The 15,873-nt window shown below is 36.0% G+C and carries 17 protein-coding genes; all 17 read left to right on the forward strand.

Going from position 1 to position 15,873, the window contains the following annotated elements:
* The first annotated feature begins 239 nt into the window (after nucleotides 1-239).
* Nucleotides 240-605, forward strand: coding sequence for an NADH-quinone oxidoreductase subunit A (locus tag LPB89_RS02120; protein WP_007809098.1), 366 nt, complete (start codon nucleotides 240-242; stop codon nucleotides 603-605).
* 125 nt (nucleotides 606-730) lie between these two features.
* The gene (locus LPB89_RS02125) at nucleotides 731-1,279 is read left to right on the forward strand and encodes an NADH-quinone oxidoreductase subunit B (protein ID WP_230700057.1); all 549 of its coding nucleotides are present in this window, start codon (nucleotides 731-733) and stop codon (nucleotides 1,277-1,279) included.
* Nucleotide 1,280: 1 nt separating this feature from the next.
* Entirely contained in the window at nucleotides 1,281-1,802 is a 522-nt protein-coding gene (locus LPB89_RS02130) for an NADH-quinone oxidoreductase subunit C (protein WP_127338249.1), read from the forward strand.
* 98 nt (nucleotides 1,803-1,900) lie between these two features.
* Complete coding sequence (locus LPB89_RS02135; RefSeq protein WP_127338248.1) at nucleotides 1,901-3,139, forward strand: NADH-quinone oxidoreductase subunit D; 1,239 nt, start codon at nucleotides 1,901-1,903, stop codon at nucleotides 3,137-3,139.
* A gap of 141 nt (nucleotides 3,140-3,280) precedes the next feature.
* On the forward strand, nucleotides 3,281-3,811 hold the full coding sequence (locus LPB89_RS02140) for an NAD(P)H-dependent oxidoreductase subunit E (RefSeq protein WP_047774917.1): 531 nt from the start codon (nucleotides 3,281-3,283) through the stop codon (nucleotides 3,809-3,811).
* A gap of 1 nt (nucleotide 3,812) precedes the next feature.
* Nucleotides 3,813-5,183, forward strand: coding sequence for an NADH-quinone oxidoreductase subunit NuoF (nuoF, locus tag LPB89_RS02145; RefSeq protein ID WP_230700058.1), 1,371 nt, complete (start codon nucleotides 3,813-3,815; stop codon nucleotides 5,181-5,183).
* 3 nt (nucleotides 5,184-5,186) lie between these two features.
* Nucleotides 5,187-5,747, forward strand: coding sequence for a hypothetical protein (locus LPB89_RS02150; RefSeq protein WP_230700059.1), 561 nt, complete (start codon nucleotides 5,187-5,189; stop codon nucleotides 5,745-5,747).
* A gap of 96 nt (nucleotides 5,748-5,843) precedes the next feature.
* Nucleotides 5,844-6,875, forward strand: a complete 1,032-nt coding sequence (locus LPB89_RS02155) for a 2Fe-2S iron-sulfur cluster-binding protein (protein WP_154340175.1) — start codon at nucleotides 5,844-5,846, stop codon at nucleotides 6,873-6,875.
* Nucleotides 6,876-6,877: 2 nt separating this feature from the next.
* Nucleotides 6,878-7,933, forward strand: a complete 1,056-nt coding sequence (gene nuoH, locus LPB89_RS02160; RefSeq protein ID WP_127338244.1) for an NADH-quinone oxidoreductase subunit NuoH — start codon at nucleotides 6,878-6,880, stop codon at nucleotides 7,931-7,933.
* Between the two features lie 60 nt (nucleotides 7,934-7,993).
* Nucleotides 7,994-8,515 (forward strand): ORF6N domain-containing protein, encoded by a 522-nt coding sequence (locus tag LPB89_RS02165; RefSeq protein WP_230700060.1) that lies wholly within the window; start codon nucleotides 7,994-7,996, stop codon nucleotides 8,513-8,515.
* Nucleotides 8,516-8,635: 120 nt separating this feature from the next.
* On the forward strand, nucleotides 8,636-9,181 hold the full coding sequence (locus LPB89_RS02170) for an NADH-quinone oxidoreductase subunit I (RefSeq protein ID WP_127338242.1): 546 nt from the start codon (nucleotides 8,636-8,638) through the stop codon (nucleotides 9,179-9,181).
* Nucleotides 9,182-9,721: an NADH-quinone oxidoreductase subunit J gene (locus tag LPB89_RS02175; RefSeq protein WP_127338241.1), complete on the forward strand. Its 540-nt coding sequence runs from the start codon at nucleotides 9,182-9,184 to the stop codon at nucleotides 9,719-9,721.
* On the forward strand, nucleotides 9,721-10,041 hold the full coding sequence (nuoK, locus tag LPB89_RS02180) for an NADH-quinone oxidoreductase subunit NuoK (protein WP_017494599.1): 321 nt from the start codon (nucleotides 9,721-9,723) through the stop codon (nucleotides 10,039-10,041). Before LPB89_RS02175 ends, nuoK begins: the two co-directional genes overlap by 1 nt.
* Before the next feature lie 6 nt (nucleotides 10,042-10,047).
* Entirely contained in the window at nucleotides 10,048-11,931 is a 1,884-nt protein-coding gene (gene nuoL / locus LPB89_RS02185; protein WP_230700061.1) for an NADH-quinone oxidoreductase subunit L, read from the forward strand.
* 10 nt (nucleotides 11,932-11,941) lie between these two features.
* On the forward strand, nucleotides 11,942-13,381 hold the full coding sequence (locus LPB89_RS02190; RefSeq protein WP_230700062.1) for a NuoM family protein: 1,440 nt from the start codon (nucleotides 11,942-11,944) through the stop codon (nucleotides 13,379-13,381).
* 64 nt (nucleotides 13,382-13,445) lie between these two features.
* Complete coding sequence (locus tag LPB89_RS02195; RefSeq protein WP_230700063.1) at nucleotides 13,446-14,837, forward strand: NADH-quinone oxidoreductase subunit N; 1,392 nt, start codon at nucleotides 13,446-13,448, stop codon at nucleotides 14,835-14,837.
* Between the two features lie 163 nt (nucleotides 14,838-15,000).
* Entirely contained in the window at nucleotides 15,001-15,774 is a 774-nt protein-coding gene (locus tag LPB89_RS02200) for a Bax inhibitor-1/YccA family protein (protein WP_230700064.1), read from the forward strand.
* Nucleotides 15,775-15,873 lie beyond the last annotated feature (99 nt).

Here is a 15,873-nt window from a genome sequence, read left to right on the forward strand (position 1 = left end):
ATATAGCAATTTATTTTTTTTGCCTCTGAATGGTTTTAAAAACGTTTCGATTTGTTTCGAAACGTTTTTTTTTGCTCAAATCTTAAAAAAATTGTAAAAAAAGCAAAAGTTATTTATAATGAATAAAAATTAGACATAAACGATGTTTGCGACCCTACTTAAATCCTTTTTTAGCTTGTGATTTACAGAGTTGGGCGCTATCTTTGTGGCTTATTTTTTAAGTAAAAAACCCCAAGTTTATGCAATCTGATCAATACAGCTATCTTCCTATTTTAATGCAGCTCATTCTTGCTGTCGGTTTTGTGGTAGGAACTATCATTATTTCCGGAAAATTAGGCCCAAAAAGAACCTCTGAGGTAAAAGATAAAAATTTCGAATGCGGAATCGAATCTGTCGGTAATGCCCGTATTCCTTTTTCAGTAAAATATTTCCTGGTTGCCATTCTTTTTGTATTGTTCGACGTAGAGGTAATTTTCCTTTATCCATGGGCAGTAAACTTTAAAGAACTGGGTATAGAAGGAATGCTGAAAATGATTGTTTTCATGGCTTTGCTTTTAGTTGGATTTTTCTATATCATCAAAAAGAAAGCTTTAGACTGGGAATAATAATTTATGATTTGAGATTTCAGATTTTAGATTTCTCAAATTGAAGATTTAACGATATTAAATTTGATTTTAATTTTTTACGATTTACCCAAATCTAAAATCTGAAATCTAAAATCTGAAATAAAATGAGCGATTCAAAAGTAAATATGGTTGCCCCTCCGGAAGGTGTTGTTGGTGAAGGTTTCTTCGCCACAAAACTAAATGATGTTGTAGGTCTGGCACGCGCGAATTCTCTTTGGCCTTTACCGTTTGCGACTTCTTGTTGCGGAATTGAGTTCATGGCAACAATGGCTTCCCATTATGATCTGGCACGATTTGGTTCTGAACGTGTGAGTTTTTCTCCCCGTCAGGCTGATATGTTAATGGTTATGGGAACTATTTCCAAAAAAATGGCACCCATCTTAAGACAGGTTTACGAACAAATGGCAGAGCCGCGTTGGGTAATTGCTGTCGGAGCCTGTGCTTCATCAGGCGGGATTTTTGATACGTATTCTGTTTTACAGGGAATTGACAAAGTTATCCCTGTTGATGTTTACGTTCCCGGATGTCCTCCAAGACCGGAACAAATTGTTGACGGTGTAATGAAACTACAAGAATTAGTAAGAAGCGAGTCTGTACGACGCAGAAGTTCTCCTGAATACCAGGAATTATTAGCTTCATATAACATTTCATAAAATGGCATTAGAAAATACCCTGATTCAGGATAAACTTACTGAAACATTTGATACAAGTGTTTTTAACTTTCAGGAGGAAAGAGATATTTTTTCCCTGGAAACAACAGCTGATAAAATCACCTCTCTGATTCTTTTCCTGAAGAATGATGCTGATTTACGTTTTCACTTTTTAACGGACTTATGCGGGATTCACTACCCTGATAACGAAGTGGATCGTCAGTTCGCAATCGTCTATCATTTACACAACTGGTACGAAAACAAGCGTATCAGAATCAAAGTTTATATCAACGGTGAAAAACCTGAAATAAAAACAATTTCAAATATTTTCTTAAGCGCCAACTGGATGGAAAGAGAAACATACGATTTCTTCGGGGTGAACTTTATTGGACATCCGCAATTGAAACGTATTCTGAATATGGATGAAATGATCTCTTTTCCAATGCGAAAAGAATTCCCTCTGGAAGACAGCGGAAGAACAGATAAGGATGACAGATTCTTTGGAAGAACAACAATCAATGCATAATTAACAATTTATAATTGATAATTATTACATAATATAAAAACAAAAATTAATAGTTAATTGGAAAATATCAATTATCAATTATCAATTTTTAATTAAAGATGTCAGAACTATTATTACCACCAGAGCATCGCTATGCTAAAATAATTAAGGAGAAACTAAACGAAGACGGAAGCGAGCTTTCTGTATTGAATTTAGGTCCAACCCACCCTGCCACTCACGGTATTTTCCAAAATATCCTGTTGATGGATGGTGAAAGAATTCTTGAAGCTGAACCAACCATTGGTTACATTCACAGAGCTTTCGAAAAAATCGCCGAAAATCGTCCCTTCTACCAGATTACGCCTCTTACAGACCGTATGAACTATTGTTCCTCTCCGATCAACAATATGGGATGGTGGATGACTTTGGAAAAATTACTAAATATTGAAGTTCCTAAAAGAGCCCAATATTTAAGGGTAATTGTAATGGAATTGGCACGTATTACAGATCACTTAATTTGTAATTCGATTCTGGGTGTTGATACTGGTGCGTATACCGGTTTCTTATATGTTTTTCAATTTAGAGAAAAAGTTTACGAGATCTATGAAGAAATTTGTGGTGCCCGTCTAACAACAAATATGGGAAGAATCGGTGGTTTCGAAAGAGACTGGTCACCGGAAGCTTTCCGCAAACTGGATGTGTTTTTAAAAGATTTCCCTGTCGCCTGGCAGGAATTTGAAAACTTATTCGAAAGAAACAGAATTTTCCTTGACAGAACTGTAAACGTTGGTGCAATCTCCGCAGAGAAAGCAATGGCTTACGGATTTACAGGTCCAAATTTACGTGCTGCCGGAGTTGATTATGACGTACGTGTGGCTCATCCTTATTCGTCTTACGAAGATTTCGACTTTATCGTTCCTGTTGGAAAATCAGGTGATACTTACGATCGTTTCTGTGTTCGTAATGCAGAAGTTCGTGAAAGTTTAAGCATCATTCGTCAGGCTTTGGACAAAATGCCGGCCGGAAACGAATATCATGCAGAAGTTCCGGATTATTACCTTCCTCCAAAAGAAGATGTTTATACTTCTATGGAATCTCTTATTTATCACTTTAAAATTGTAATGGGAGAAGTTCCTGTACCGGTTGCAGAAATTTACCACCCTGTTGAAGGAGGAAATGGAGAATTAGGATTCTATTTAGTTACTGACGGAAGCAGAACGCCTTATAGATTACATTTCAGGAGACCTTGCTTTATCTATTACCAGGCTTATCCTGAAATGATCAAAGGAGCTTTATTATCGGATGCAATTGTTATCCTGTCAAGTTTAAATGTGATTGCCGGAGAATTAGACGCGTAAAGAATTGTAGATTTTAGAATTAAGATTGCAGATTGAAAAATCTAAAATCAGAAATCTAAAATTAAAAAAGATTGCAGAATATGGATTAAGGACAAAGATTTGAAAAAATCTAAAATCTAAAATCCGAAATCTAAAATAAAAATGGAACGTAAACATTACAAACAAGAAATAAACATGACTGAAGCATTGATGAACCGCATCAATGAATTGATCAGTCATTATCCGGAAGACAAAAGAAAATCAGCTTTGCTGCCTGTTTTGCATGAAGTGCAGGATGCGCATGATAACTGGCTGAGTACGGAGTTACAGGATAAAGTTGCCGAAATTTTGCATATCAAACCAATTGAGGTTTACGAAGTGGTTACTTTTTATACCATGTACAACCAAAAACCAATTGGAAAATACATGTTCGAATTTTGCCAGACTTCTTGTTGTTGTTTAAATGGTGCCGAAAATTTAATGGATTACACTTCTGAAAAATTAGGCATTAAAATGGGCGAAACAACTCCGGACGGAATGTTTACCATTGCAGGCGTAGAATGTTTAGGGGCCTGCGGATACGCTCCGATGATGCAGTTAGGCGATTTCTACAAAGAAAAATTGACAGAGGAAAAAATCGATCAGTTAATCGCTGATTGCAGAGACGATAAAATAATATTACACGATAAATAAGATGTCACAAAAAATATTATTAGATAAAATCAATGTTCCGGGAATTAAAACCTACGAAGTTTATCGCCAAAACGGTGGTTATGCCTCTGTAGAAAAAGCTTTGAAAACACTTACACCGGACGAAGTGGTAGAAGAAGTAAAAAAATCAGGACTTCGTGGTCGTGGTGGTGCAGGTTTCCCTGCCGGAATGAAATGGAGTTTTATTGATAAAAAATCAGGAAAACCAAGACATTTAGTGTGTAATGCCGACGAGTCCGAACCGGGAACTTTCAAAGATCGTTATCTGATGGAATTTATTCCTCACTTATTGATCGAAGGAATGATTACTTCCAGTTTTGCTCTGGGCGCTAACCTTTCGTATATCTACATTCGTGGAGAATATATGTGGGTTTTCAAAATATTAGAAAGAGCAATCGCCGAAGCTAAGGCTGCCGGATGGTTAGGAAAAAATATATTAGGAACAGGTTACGATTTGGAGTTACATGTTCACTGTGGAGCCGGAGCTTATATTTGCGGAGAAGAAACTGCACTTATTGAGTCACTGGAAGGTAAAAGAGGAAACCCTCGTATCAAACCACCATTCCCGGCGGTTTCAGGACTTTGGGCAAATCCTACAGTGGTAAACAATGTGGAGACTATTGCGACTGTGCCGTGGATCATCAACAATTCAGGAGATGATTATGCTAAAATCGGAATTGGCCGTTCAACAGGAACGAAATTAATCTCAGCTTCAGGACACATCAAAAATCCCGGCGTTTACGAAATTGAACTAGGTTTAAGTGTTGACGAATTCATGAATTCCGACGAATATTTAGGCGGAATGTCTTCCAGCAGACCTTTAAAAGCGTTTGTTCCCGGAGGATCTTCAGTGCCGATTTTACCGGCTGAATTAATTTTCAAAACAGCCAATGGAGAAGACCGTTTAATGACTTACGAATCTTTAAGTGATGGTGGTTTCGCTACCGGATCTATGCTAGGTTCCGGAGGATTTATCGTTTATAACGACACTGCCTGTGTGGTAAGAAACACTTGGAATTTTGCCCGTTTCTATCATCATGAATCCTGCGGGCAATGTACACCTTGCCGTGAAGGAACTGGCTGGCTGGAAAAAATATTGTGGAGAATCGAAAACGGTCAGGGCCGTGAAGAGGATATCGAATTATTGTGGAGTATTCAAAGCAAAATTGAAGGAAACACTATTTGTCCGCTTGGTGATGCCGCTTCCTGGCCGGTAGCAGCAGCGATCCGTCACTTCAGAGATGAATTTGAATACCATGTTCGTTTCCCTGAAAAAATAAAAAACAGAGATCACTTTGTTGCTGAGCCGTTCTCGCAAGTGAAACATTTAGTAGGCGGTAAAGTAATCGTATAAAATATGAAAATAATTTTTACATTTTTATTTGTTCTTTTAAGCGTAGTTACTAATGCTCAAAGATTTGACGGGTATGTCGTAACAAATGCTAATGATACTATAAAATGTAAATTTTCATTAGATATGAATATTTTCGACAGTACTTTATTCTATGATGCAGGAATCAGTAAGAGAGCAAAAATTTATAAAGAGAACGGAGAAAAGGTAAAATATATGCCTTCAGAATTAAAAACTGTTTTTATCACTGGACCGAAACAAGGAGATTATAGGTTTGTAAGTTTAGCCGAAGATAAAGATCATTTTTTCCATGAGAAAATTAAAGGAAAAATATCTTATTATATTTTATATAAAGGAAACCTTCAAGGAGGATTTCCACTACAAGAACCTTATGTTTTAAAAGACGGAAAACTTGTAGAAATGACAGGGTTTAGTACACGAAAAAAGTTTGCAGCATTTATAATTGATTATCCTGAATTATACGAAAAGTGGATAGATTCAAATAATAATTATAAGTTGGGTCAAATGGAAGAGGTAATAATATTATATAATGAGCATTTCAAATAGTTAAAAAATAAAGCAGAAAGTTATAAAGTTAATAATATCAAAAAGGACAGCAATTCTTTTCAATATTCCGACTTTCAACATTCAAATCAATAAGAGATGAAAGTAACCATAGACGGTCAAAGTATAGACGTAGAACCAGGAACAACGATCCTGCAGGCTGCACGTATGATTGGAGGAGATTTAGTTCCGCCAGCCATGTGCTATTACTCAAAATTAAAAGGCAGCGGCGGTAAATGTCGTTGTTGTTTAGTTGAAGTTTCCAAAGGTAGCGAAGCTGACCCAAGACCAATGCCAAAATTAATGGCTTCTTGTGTAACAGGATGTATGGACGGAATGGAAGTAAACAGTAAATCTTCAGACAGAGTAACGGAGGCCCGTAAATCTGTAACTGAGTTTTTATTGATCAATCACCCGTTAGACTGTCCGGTTTGTGATCAGGCCGGTGAGTGTGACCTTCAGAACTTAAGTTTTGAGCACGGAAATCCAAAATCACGTTTTATTGAAGAAAAAAGAACATTTGAGCCGGAAGATATCGGTCCGCATATTCAACTGCATATGAACCGTTGTATCTTATGTCAAAGATGTGTACAAGTAGCAGATCAACTGACAGATAACAGGGTTCACGGTGTATTAGATCGTGGCGATCACGCTAATATTTCTACCGGAATTTCTAAAGCTATTGACAACGAATTCTCCGGAAACATGATAGATGTCTGTCCTGTTGGAGCGTTGACGGATAAAACTTTCCGTTTCAAATCGAGAGTCTGGTTCAACAAACCTTACAATGCACACAGAGAATGTACTACTCCGGGATGTTGTGGAAAAACAACTGTATGGATGTTTGGAGGGGAAATTCAACGTGTGACTGGTCGTAAAGACGAATATCATGAAGTGGAAGAATTCATTTGTAACTCTTGCCGTTTCGACCACAAAAATGTAAACGACTGGACGATTGAAGGACCAAGAGAATTTGAAAAAGATTCTGTGATCAATCAAAACAACTATACTCAGAAATTAGAAAAAGTAGAAATCGATACTGAAAAAACGATTCTAATGGGTAGAGATATTGACCGTAAAAAAATCAGTATGGCTGAAATTCCGTTAAACACTAACAATCAAAACTCTTAACGATGGTAGATGGTGCATTTATTATAGAAAAAAGTGTTGTAATTGTTGTGGTTTTTGCCGTAACAATGATTATGGCAATGTATTCTACCTGGGCTGAACGTAAAGTGGCCGCTTTTTTACAAGACCGTGTCGGACCTAACCGTGCAGGTTGGGGAGGTTTATTACAGCCTCTTGCCGATGGTATGAAATTATTCTCCAAAGAAGAATTTTTCCCGAATACCCCTAACAAGTTTTTATTTATTGTAGGTCCGGCAATTGCCATGAGTACTGCATTAATGACCAGTGCCGTAATTCCGTGGGGAGATCGCTTACATATTTTTGGAAGAGATGTTCTTTTACAGGCTACGGATATCAATATTGGTTTATTGTATTTCTTCGGAGTTGTATCCGTTGGAGTTTACGGTATCATGATCGGTGGATGGGCTTCTAACAATAAATTCTCATTGATGGGAGCTGTTCGTGCTGCTTCTCAAATGGTTTCTTACGAAGTTGCGATGGGATTATCGATGATTGCTTTATTGATGATGACCGGAACTTTAAGCTTAAAAGAAATCTCTGAGCAACAAGCAGGAATGAACTGGAATGTATTTTACCAGCCTTTATCCTTTTTGATTTTCCTGATTTGTGCTTTTGCAGAAACCAACCGAACTCCTTTTGATTTGGCGGAATGTGAATCGGAATTAATCGGAGGTTATCATACAGAATATTCGTCTATGAAAATGGGATTCTACTTATTTGCTGAATATGCGAATATGTTTATCTCTGCCACTATTATATCTGTATTGTTTTTCGGAGGTTACAATTATCCGGGAATGCAATGGATGGTAGAAAATGTGGGTGTAAATACCGCTAACCTTCTTGGAATTGCAGTATTGTTTGTTAAAATATGTTTCTTCATATTTTTCTATATGTGGGTGCGTTGGACAATACCAAGATTCAGATACGATCAATTAATGCATTTGGGATGGAAAATATTAATTCCGCTTTCGATCATCAATATTATGATTACAGGAGTTGTAATTTTAAGAAGTGAAATTGCAGCCTTTTTAGGTTTTTAAATTTTGAAAGGTGTCGCATTTTGCGACACCTTTCAAAAGAAACATATTATATGCCATAAGATGAGTCAAATTATTATTCCTAATGAAGTAATTACTAATAAAATATATTTTATTAGAAACCAAAAAGTAATGTTAGACAAAGATCTTGCAGAACTGTATGAGGTAGAATCAAGGAGACTAAGAGAGCAGGTAAAAAGAAATAGTACAAAATTTCCTGATCATTTTATGTTCAGATTAAATGAAACAGAAGTCGAATTGCTGGTGTCGCAAAATGCGATAGCTTCAAAACAAAATCTGGGAGGTTCGTTACCTTATGTTTTTACAGAGCATGGTGTTTTACAATTAGCCAGTGTTCTGAAAAGTGAAAGAGCAACTCAGATGAGCATTAAGATTATTGAGGTTTTTGTAAGTTTAAGAGATTTTTTAACGGACAACCTGAATTTAAAATTAGAAGTAGATATAATTAAGAAAAAATTAATTAATCACGATAAAAATATTGAGCTGGTCTTTACTTATTTAGATGAGTTAATGGACAAACAGGAAAATAAAATTGAAAGAACTAAAATTGGTTATAAAAAATAAATTTCATTAAAAACCAAAATGCCCTAGCCCTGACAGAAGCGGCATCCTTTTGTTTTTTTCTTTAAAAAATAAAAGATACAGCGGATAGCAGGATTAAGCTTCAAAATAAAAATTAAAAAAATGTCAATAGAAACTATATCATTATCGGGTAGAAAAAAGATGGTCTCCAATAAGGAGATGACCTTTTTGGAACGATTGTATCTTGTAGCGATTGTAAAAGGATTATTTATTACGGTAAAGCACTTATTCAGAAAAAAAGTGACGATCCATTATCCGGAACAAGTACGTGAAATGAGTCCTGTATACCGTGGTCAGCACCAATTGAAACGTGATGAGCAAGGTCGTGAGAATTGCACGGCTTGCGGATTATGCGCTTTATCATGTCCTGCTGAAGCCATCACTATGAAAGCTGCCGAGCGTAAAGCAGATGAAAAACATTTGTACAGAGAAGAAAAATATGCTTCGATTTATGAAATCAATATGCTTCGTTGTATTTTTTGCGGTTTATGTGAAGAAGCCTGTCCGAAAGATGCCATTTATCTGACGACTTCGAAAGTTTTGGTTCCGTCAAGTTACGAAAGAGAAGATTTTATCTTTGGGAAAGACAGATTAGTGATGCCTCTTGACGTGGCGATCAAAAATGCTCAACTTAATAATGCTAACTAAATGATACATATTCCTGATTTTGCACACGCAACTACTGTACAAATTATATTTTGTTTCTTAGCGTTTATTACGGTGATCACCGCTTTCCTGACCATTTTTAGCAGAAACCCGATTCACAGTGCTATCTATTTAGTAATTTGTTTCTTTTCGATTGCCGGTCATTATTTATTACTGAACTCCCAATTTTTGGCTATCGTACATCTTATTGTATACTCCGGAGCCATTATGATTCTGTTCCTGTTTACAATCATGTTGATGAATCTAAACGAACGCCATCAGGTACACAGACCCAGAATTACACGTTTGGGCGCCATAGTTTCTTTCTGTTTGATTTGCATCGTACTGATTGCAATCTTCATCAACTCAAAACCAATTGTCGGCGCATATGATTCTACCGGTGAGGATTTTCAATCGATAAAAGTGCTGGGTAAAATATTACTGAACGAGTATATGGTTCCGTTTGAATTTGCATCGATCCTGCTTTTAGTAGCGATGATTGGAACTGTATTATTGTCTAAAAAAGAAAAATTAAATAAATAATGGGTAATATATTAAATCAAATAGGTATTGAAAATTACATCTTTTTAAGTGTTGTACTTTTCTGTATTGGTATTTTTGGTGTATTGTACAGACGAAATGCTATTATCGTTTTTATGTCTATCGAAATCATGCTGAATGCGGTTAACCTTTTATTTGTAGCTTTTTCAACCTATCATCAGGATGCACAGGGACAAGTTTTTGTTTTCTTTTCGATGGCAGTTGCTGCGGCTGAAGTGGCAGTAGGATTGGCTATTTTAGTTTCGATCTTTAGAAATTTAGGTTCGATTAGTATCGATAATTTAAAAAATTTAAAAGGATAAATGGAAATGAATACCAATTTAGCTTTAGTTTTAGTATTAGCTCCTTTTTTAGGATTTTTAATCAATGTCTTCTTTGGAAAAAGTTTGGGCAAAACTGTTTCCGGTATCATCGGAACGGCTGCAGTAGTAGTTTCTTTTGCGGTTACACTTTTCTTTTTCTCTGAAATTACTCAAACCAAACAAGCCATTCAGGTAACTTTATTTGACTGGATTCAGATTAGCAATCTTCATATTAATCTTGGATTTTTATTAGATCAGTTGTCCTTACTATGGTTGCTTTTTGTAACCGGTATCGGATCACTGATCCATTTATATTCGATCAGCTACATGCACGATGACGAGAATATGCATAAGTTTTTCTCGTACTTAAACTTGTTCGTGTTTTTCATGATTACACTTGTAATTGGAAGTAACTTATTGGTTTTATTTATCGGTTGGGAAGGTGTTGGACTTTGTTCGTACTTATTAATTGGATTCTGGTACAAAAACCAGGATTACAATGATGCTGCGAAAAAGGCATTCATCATGAACAGAATCGGGGATTTAGGTCTTTTGATCGGAATGTTTATTATTGGTTCCATGTTCTCGACTTTAGATTATGCTACTTTAAAAACTGCAATTGCCGGAGCAACTACCTTAAATATTCCATTGCTTTCATTAGCTGCCTTGTGTTTATTTATTGGGGCTTGTGGTAAATCTGCACAAATTCCTTTATACACCTGGTTACCGGATGCGATGGCAGGACCAACTCCTGTTTCTGCGTTGATTCACGCTGCAACGATGGTGACAGCGGGTATTTTTATGGTAACCCGATTAAATTTCGTATTTGATTTAGCACCGGATGTTCAGACTGTTATTGCTGTTATTGGAGCTGTGACTTCATTGGTTGCTGCAACCATTGGACTGGTTCAGACAGATATTAAAAAAGTATTGGCTTACTCTACGGTTTCCCAATTGGGTCTAATGTTTTTAGCTTTAGGTTTTGGTGCTTATGAAGTAGCCGTTTTCCACGTAATCACACATGCTTTCTTTAAAGCTTGTCTATTCTTAGGTTCCGGTTCTGTAATTCATGGTTTACATGGCGAGCAGGATATGCGTAAAATGGGTGGTTTGCGTAAAGCAATGCCAATCACATTCTGGACGATGTTAGTTTCATCATTAGCCATTTCAGGTGTTCCGTTTTTCTCCGGTTTCTTCTCTAAAGATGAAATTTTAATGACCGCTTTCCACCACAGTATTCCATTATACGTGGTTGGATCTATTGCTTCTATCATGACCGCATTTTATATGTTCCGATTAATGTTTCTGACTTTCTTTAAAGATTTCAGAGGAACTGAAGAGCAAAAACATCATTTACATGAAAGTGATGGTTTAATTACTTTTCCTTTAATGATTTTAGCCCTATTGGCGACATTCGGCGGACTTATCAGCTTACCGGGAAACAGTTGGTTAAATGACTATTTAGCCCCTCTTTTCACAAAAGTAGCCGGCGAAGAACATCATTTAGGAACAACAGAATATACTTTGATGGGAGTTGCCGTTGTAGGTGGATTATTAGGTATTTTAATTGCTTACATTAAATACTTCAAACAGGATAATGTTCCGGAATCTGATGAAAACATCACTGGAGTAACGAAGGTTTTATACAACAAATATTATGTAGATGAAATCTACGATGCTGTATTTGTACGCTCCGTAAATGCCTTATCAAAATTTTTCAGGGATTATATCGAAACCGGTTTATCTGCCCTTGTTTTCGGATTAGGTAAAGTAACCAATGAAATAGGTTTTCAGGGTAAAAAATTACAAAACGGAAGTATCGGATTATACCTTTTTGCTTTTGTTTTGGGGCTTTGTGCCATTATTTCCTATATATTTTTAGCTCAATAATTTTATAACTATGAACGTTTCTCTTATATTAATTATTCTTTTAATTGGTGCATTTGCCACTTATTTTGTTGGTGACAAACTTGCTTCAAAAGTAGCCTTGTTCTTTAGTTTAGCGGCTTTGGGCTGTTCACTGGTTTTGTTAAGCCACTTCAATGCGGGCGAAAACATTAGCTTAATCAATGCCTGGATTACCCAGCCGAAAATCTCATTTGTTTTAAATGCAGACGGTCTGGCAATGGCAATGCTTTTGTTAACGGTGGCTTTAACCCCAATCATTATATTCTCTTCTTTCGGAAATGAATATAAAAATGCAAAAGGTTTTTACGCTTTAATTTTATTTATGGCCTTTGCAATGACAGGAACTTTCCTTGCGGCAGATGGTTTATTATATTATATTTTTTGGGAATTATCTCTTATTCCAATTTACTTTATTGCCCTTATCTGGGGTAACGGAGATGCTGAAGAAAGAAGAAAAGCAGTGGTTAAATTCTTTATTTACACACTGGCTGGTTCCCTGTTTATGTTGGTTGCTTTCATTTACTTATATCAAAAAGCAGGAAGCTTCCTGATTGAGGATTTATACAAATTGAATTTATCTGCAACAGAACAGCTTTGGATCTTCCTGGCTTTCTTTTTAGCGTATGCAATTAAAATTCCGATCATTCCTTTCCATACGTGGCAGGCAAGCGTATACCAAAAAGCACCAACTGTTGGAACCATGCTTTTATCCGGTATCATGCTAAAAATGGGATTGTACAGTGTGATTCGTTGGCAGTTGCCAATTGCTCCCCTTGCAGCAAAAGAATATATGAATATTTTTATTGCTTTAGGAATTGCCGGTGTAATCTATGGTTCTATCGTAGCGTTGAGACAAAAAGACCTTAAGAAATTATTAGCGTATTCTTCTTTGGCTCACGTTGGATTAATAGCTGCCGGAACTTATACCTTAACCATTGATGGTTTACGTGGCGCTGTGCTGCAAATGATCGCTCACGGTTTTGTAGTAGTGGGGTTATTCTACGCTGCTGAAATCATCTTCAGAAGATTTGAAACCAGGGAAATTTCTAAACTGGGCGGGATCCGTATTCAGTCTCCGAAATTTACTTCAATGTTTTTAATTTTAGTTCTGGCCTCAGTCGCATTGCCAAGTACTTTTAATTTTGTTGGAGAATTCACCGTTTTATATAGTCTTTCCCATATTAATGTATGGTTCGCTGTTTTGGGCGGAACCACTATTATCCTTGGAGCGTATTATATGCTTAAGATGTTTCAGAATGTAATGTTGGGTGAAGCCAATTCAAAAACATTTGCTGATGTTTCTGTTAATGAAGGAATTTCTCTGGTTGCGATTATTGCTGTTTTGATTTTCTTCGGATTTTATCCAAAACCAATTACAGATTTGATCACGCCAAGTTTAGAGACTATTTTAAACGTTATCAATAAAAATTAATATTTTAAATAAAAATAAATTAGGGCATCATTAGTTTTAGATTTCCTAAATCAAAAAAACAAAAATGAATACATTAATAGCTATAACGGGATTGGGTATTTTCTGCCTATTGTTTGAAATTCTTAATTTAAGGAAAGCCATTGTTCCTTTTACCATTGTTGGACTTTTGGGAGTTTTGGCACTTAATTTTTATGAATTCGGTTCTACAGGAAGTTATTACAATAATATGATTGAGGTGAGTAAATTTTCTACTGCTTTTTCATCCTTATTTATTGTGCTGACTATTTTCTTAGTAGCCTTAAGTCATAATTTTTATGAAAATCATCAAACCAAAATTTCCGATTTTATTGCTATAAAAGTATTTTTATTAGCAGGAGGTGTAGCGATGGTCTCTTTTGGAAACCTGGCTATGTTTTTCCTGGGAATTGAAATTTTATCCATCGCCTTATACATACTTGCGGCAAGTGATCGTCTGAACTTAAAAAGTAACGAAGCCGGTATGAAATATTTCTTAATGGGTTCTTTTGCCTCAGGAATTATTTTGTTCGGAATCTGTCTGATTTACGGGGCAATGGGAAGCTTTGACGTTGTTGAAATACATGAAAGTTCCTTATCCGCAGAGCTGCCAATCTGGTTTCCAATCGGAATGGTTTTGGTAGTCATCGGAATGTTATTTAAAGTAGCTGCCGTACCTTTTCACTTTTGGGCTCCGGACGTTTATGAAGGTTCTCCGGCATTAACAACAGCCTTAATGAGTACGCTGGCAAAAGTTATTGCTATAGCAACCTTATACAAATTAGTAAGCGCGTTAAATTTAATCCCGTCACTTGAAAATCAGGATTTGTTAGGAACCTTTGAAATCATTGTTGTAATTGTATCGATGGCTTCTATGACTGTCGGTAATATTATGGCCTTGCGTCAGGTGAATGTAAAACGTATGCTGGCATTCTCCGGAATTTCACATGCAGGATTTATGTTAATGACTCTATTAAGCATTGCCACCTCAGCAGGTGTTTTATTGTATTATACTGCTGCTTATGCTTTGGCCGGGATTGCTGCTTTCAGCGTAATCTTATATGTTTGTAAAAACAAGCATAACGAAGACATTACCAACTTCCACGGATTAGGAAAAACAAATCCTTTATTGGCTGCTATACTGACAGGTTCATTATTGTCCATGGCCGGAATCCCAATCTTTTCAGGTTTTTTCGCTAAGTTATTCTTATTCAACCAAACTATTCAGAGCGGATATATTGCTTTGGTTATCGTAGCAGTGATCAACTCAATCATTAGTGTTGGCTATTATTTCAAACTAATTTTGGCCATGTATTCAAAAGAGCCAAATGAAGAGCGCACGGGGAAACCTTTCCTTATTTACGCTGTGGCCATCGTTTCTATCCTTTTGAGTATTGTTTTAGGATTATTCCCTTCTTTAGTTTTAGATTTACTGAAATAAAAATTTCAGTCTCAATATATCAAAATCCATCAGTAAATGCTGATGGATTTTTTGTTTTAACATCTCTCTATTCAGAAGAAAAAATCATGTTAAAAAAAATACAGAAACAATTCCACTTCAAAAAAACTCCATATATTTGAATACAATTAAAAGTATTAGAACTATGAACTTCAATTCAAAAAATCCTTTTTTAAGCAACAAGCGTTTTTCATCAAATGCAGTTTCAAAAGCTGAAGAAGTACACCACGCACAGATTATTGATTATAATCAGGAAATGACTATATCGGGTACTATTAATAAGACGGCTATTTTATTTTTAATCTTATGCGGATCATCCCTAATCACATGGTGGATGGCTTTTAACGGAATGAATGTAATGCTGCCAACAATCGGCGGTGCTGTTGTTGGACTTATTCTGGTTATTGTTTCTGCATTCAAACCGCAGGCTTCTCCTTATTTAGCCCCAGGCTACGCCTTATTTGAAGGTCTGTTTATAGGTGGGATTTCTGCCATTTTTGAAGCCAGATATCCGGGAATCGTAATTAATGCGGTTGGAGCAACTCTGGTTACTTTTTTAATTTGTCTTGGACTATACAAATTTAAAATTGTTAAAGTAACAGAACAATTCAGATCAGTCGTTATTGCAGCAACATTAGCTATTGCAACCTATTACCTGATTTCATGGGTGGTATCTATGTTTACCAGCTTTACTCCTGTTCATCACGGAAATTCTATGATGAGTATTGGAATCAGCGTTTTTGTAATTATTATAGCAGCCTTAAATATATTCCTGGATTTCGATCAGATCGAAAAAGGAGTACAACAAAAAATGCCGAAATTTATGGAATGGTACGGCGCAATGGGATTAGTGATCACGCTGGTTTGGCTGTATATCGAATTCCTGAGATTACTTTCAAAATTATCAAGCAAAGATTAATTCTTTAATTATACTTCTCATAAAAAGCCTTTTTGAAATTCAAAAAGGCTTTTTTTATACTTAAAATCTAAGTTGATCGACTCTCTTATTTTTCCACTT

The organism is Flavobacterium sp. ENC (genome assembly GCF_020991415.1).
Taxonomy (GTDB): Bacteria; Bacteroidota; Bacteroidia; order Flavobacteriales; family Flavobacteriaceae; genus Flavobacterium.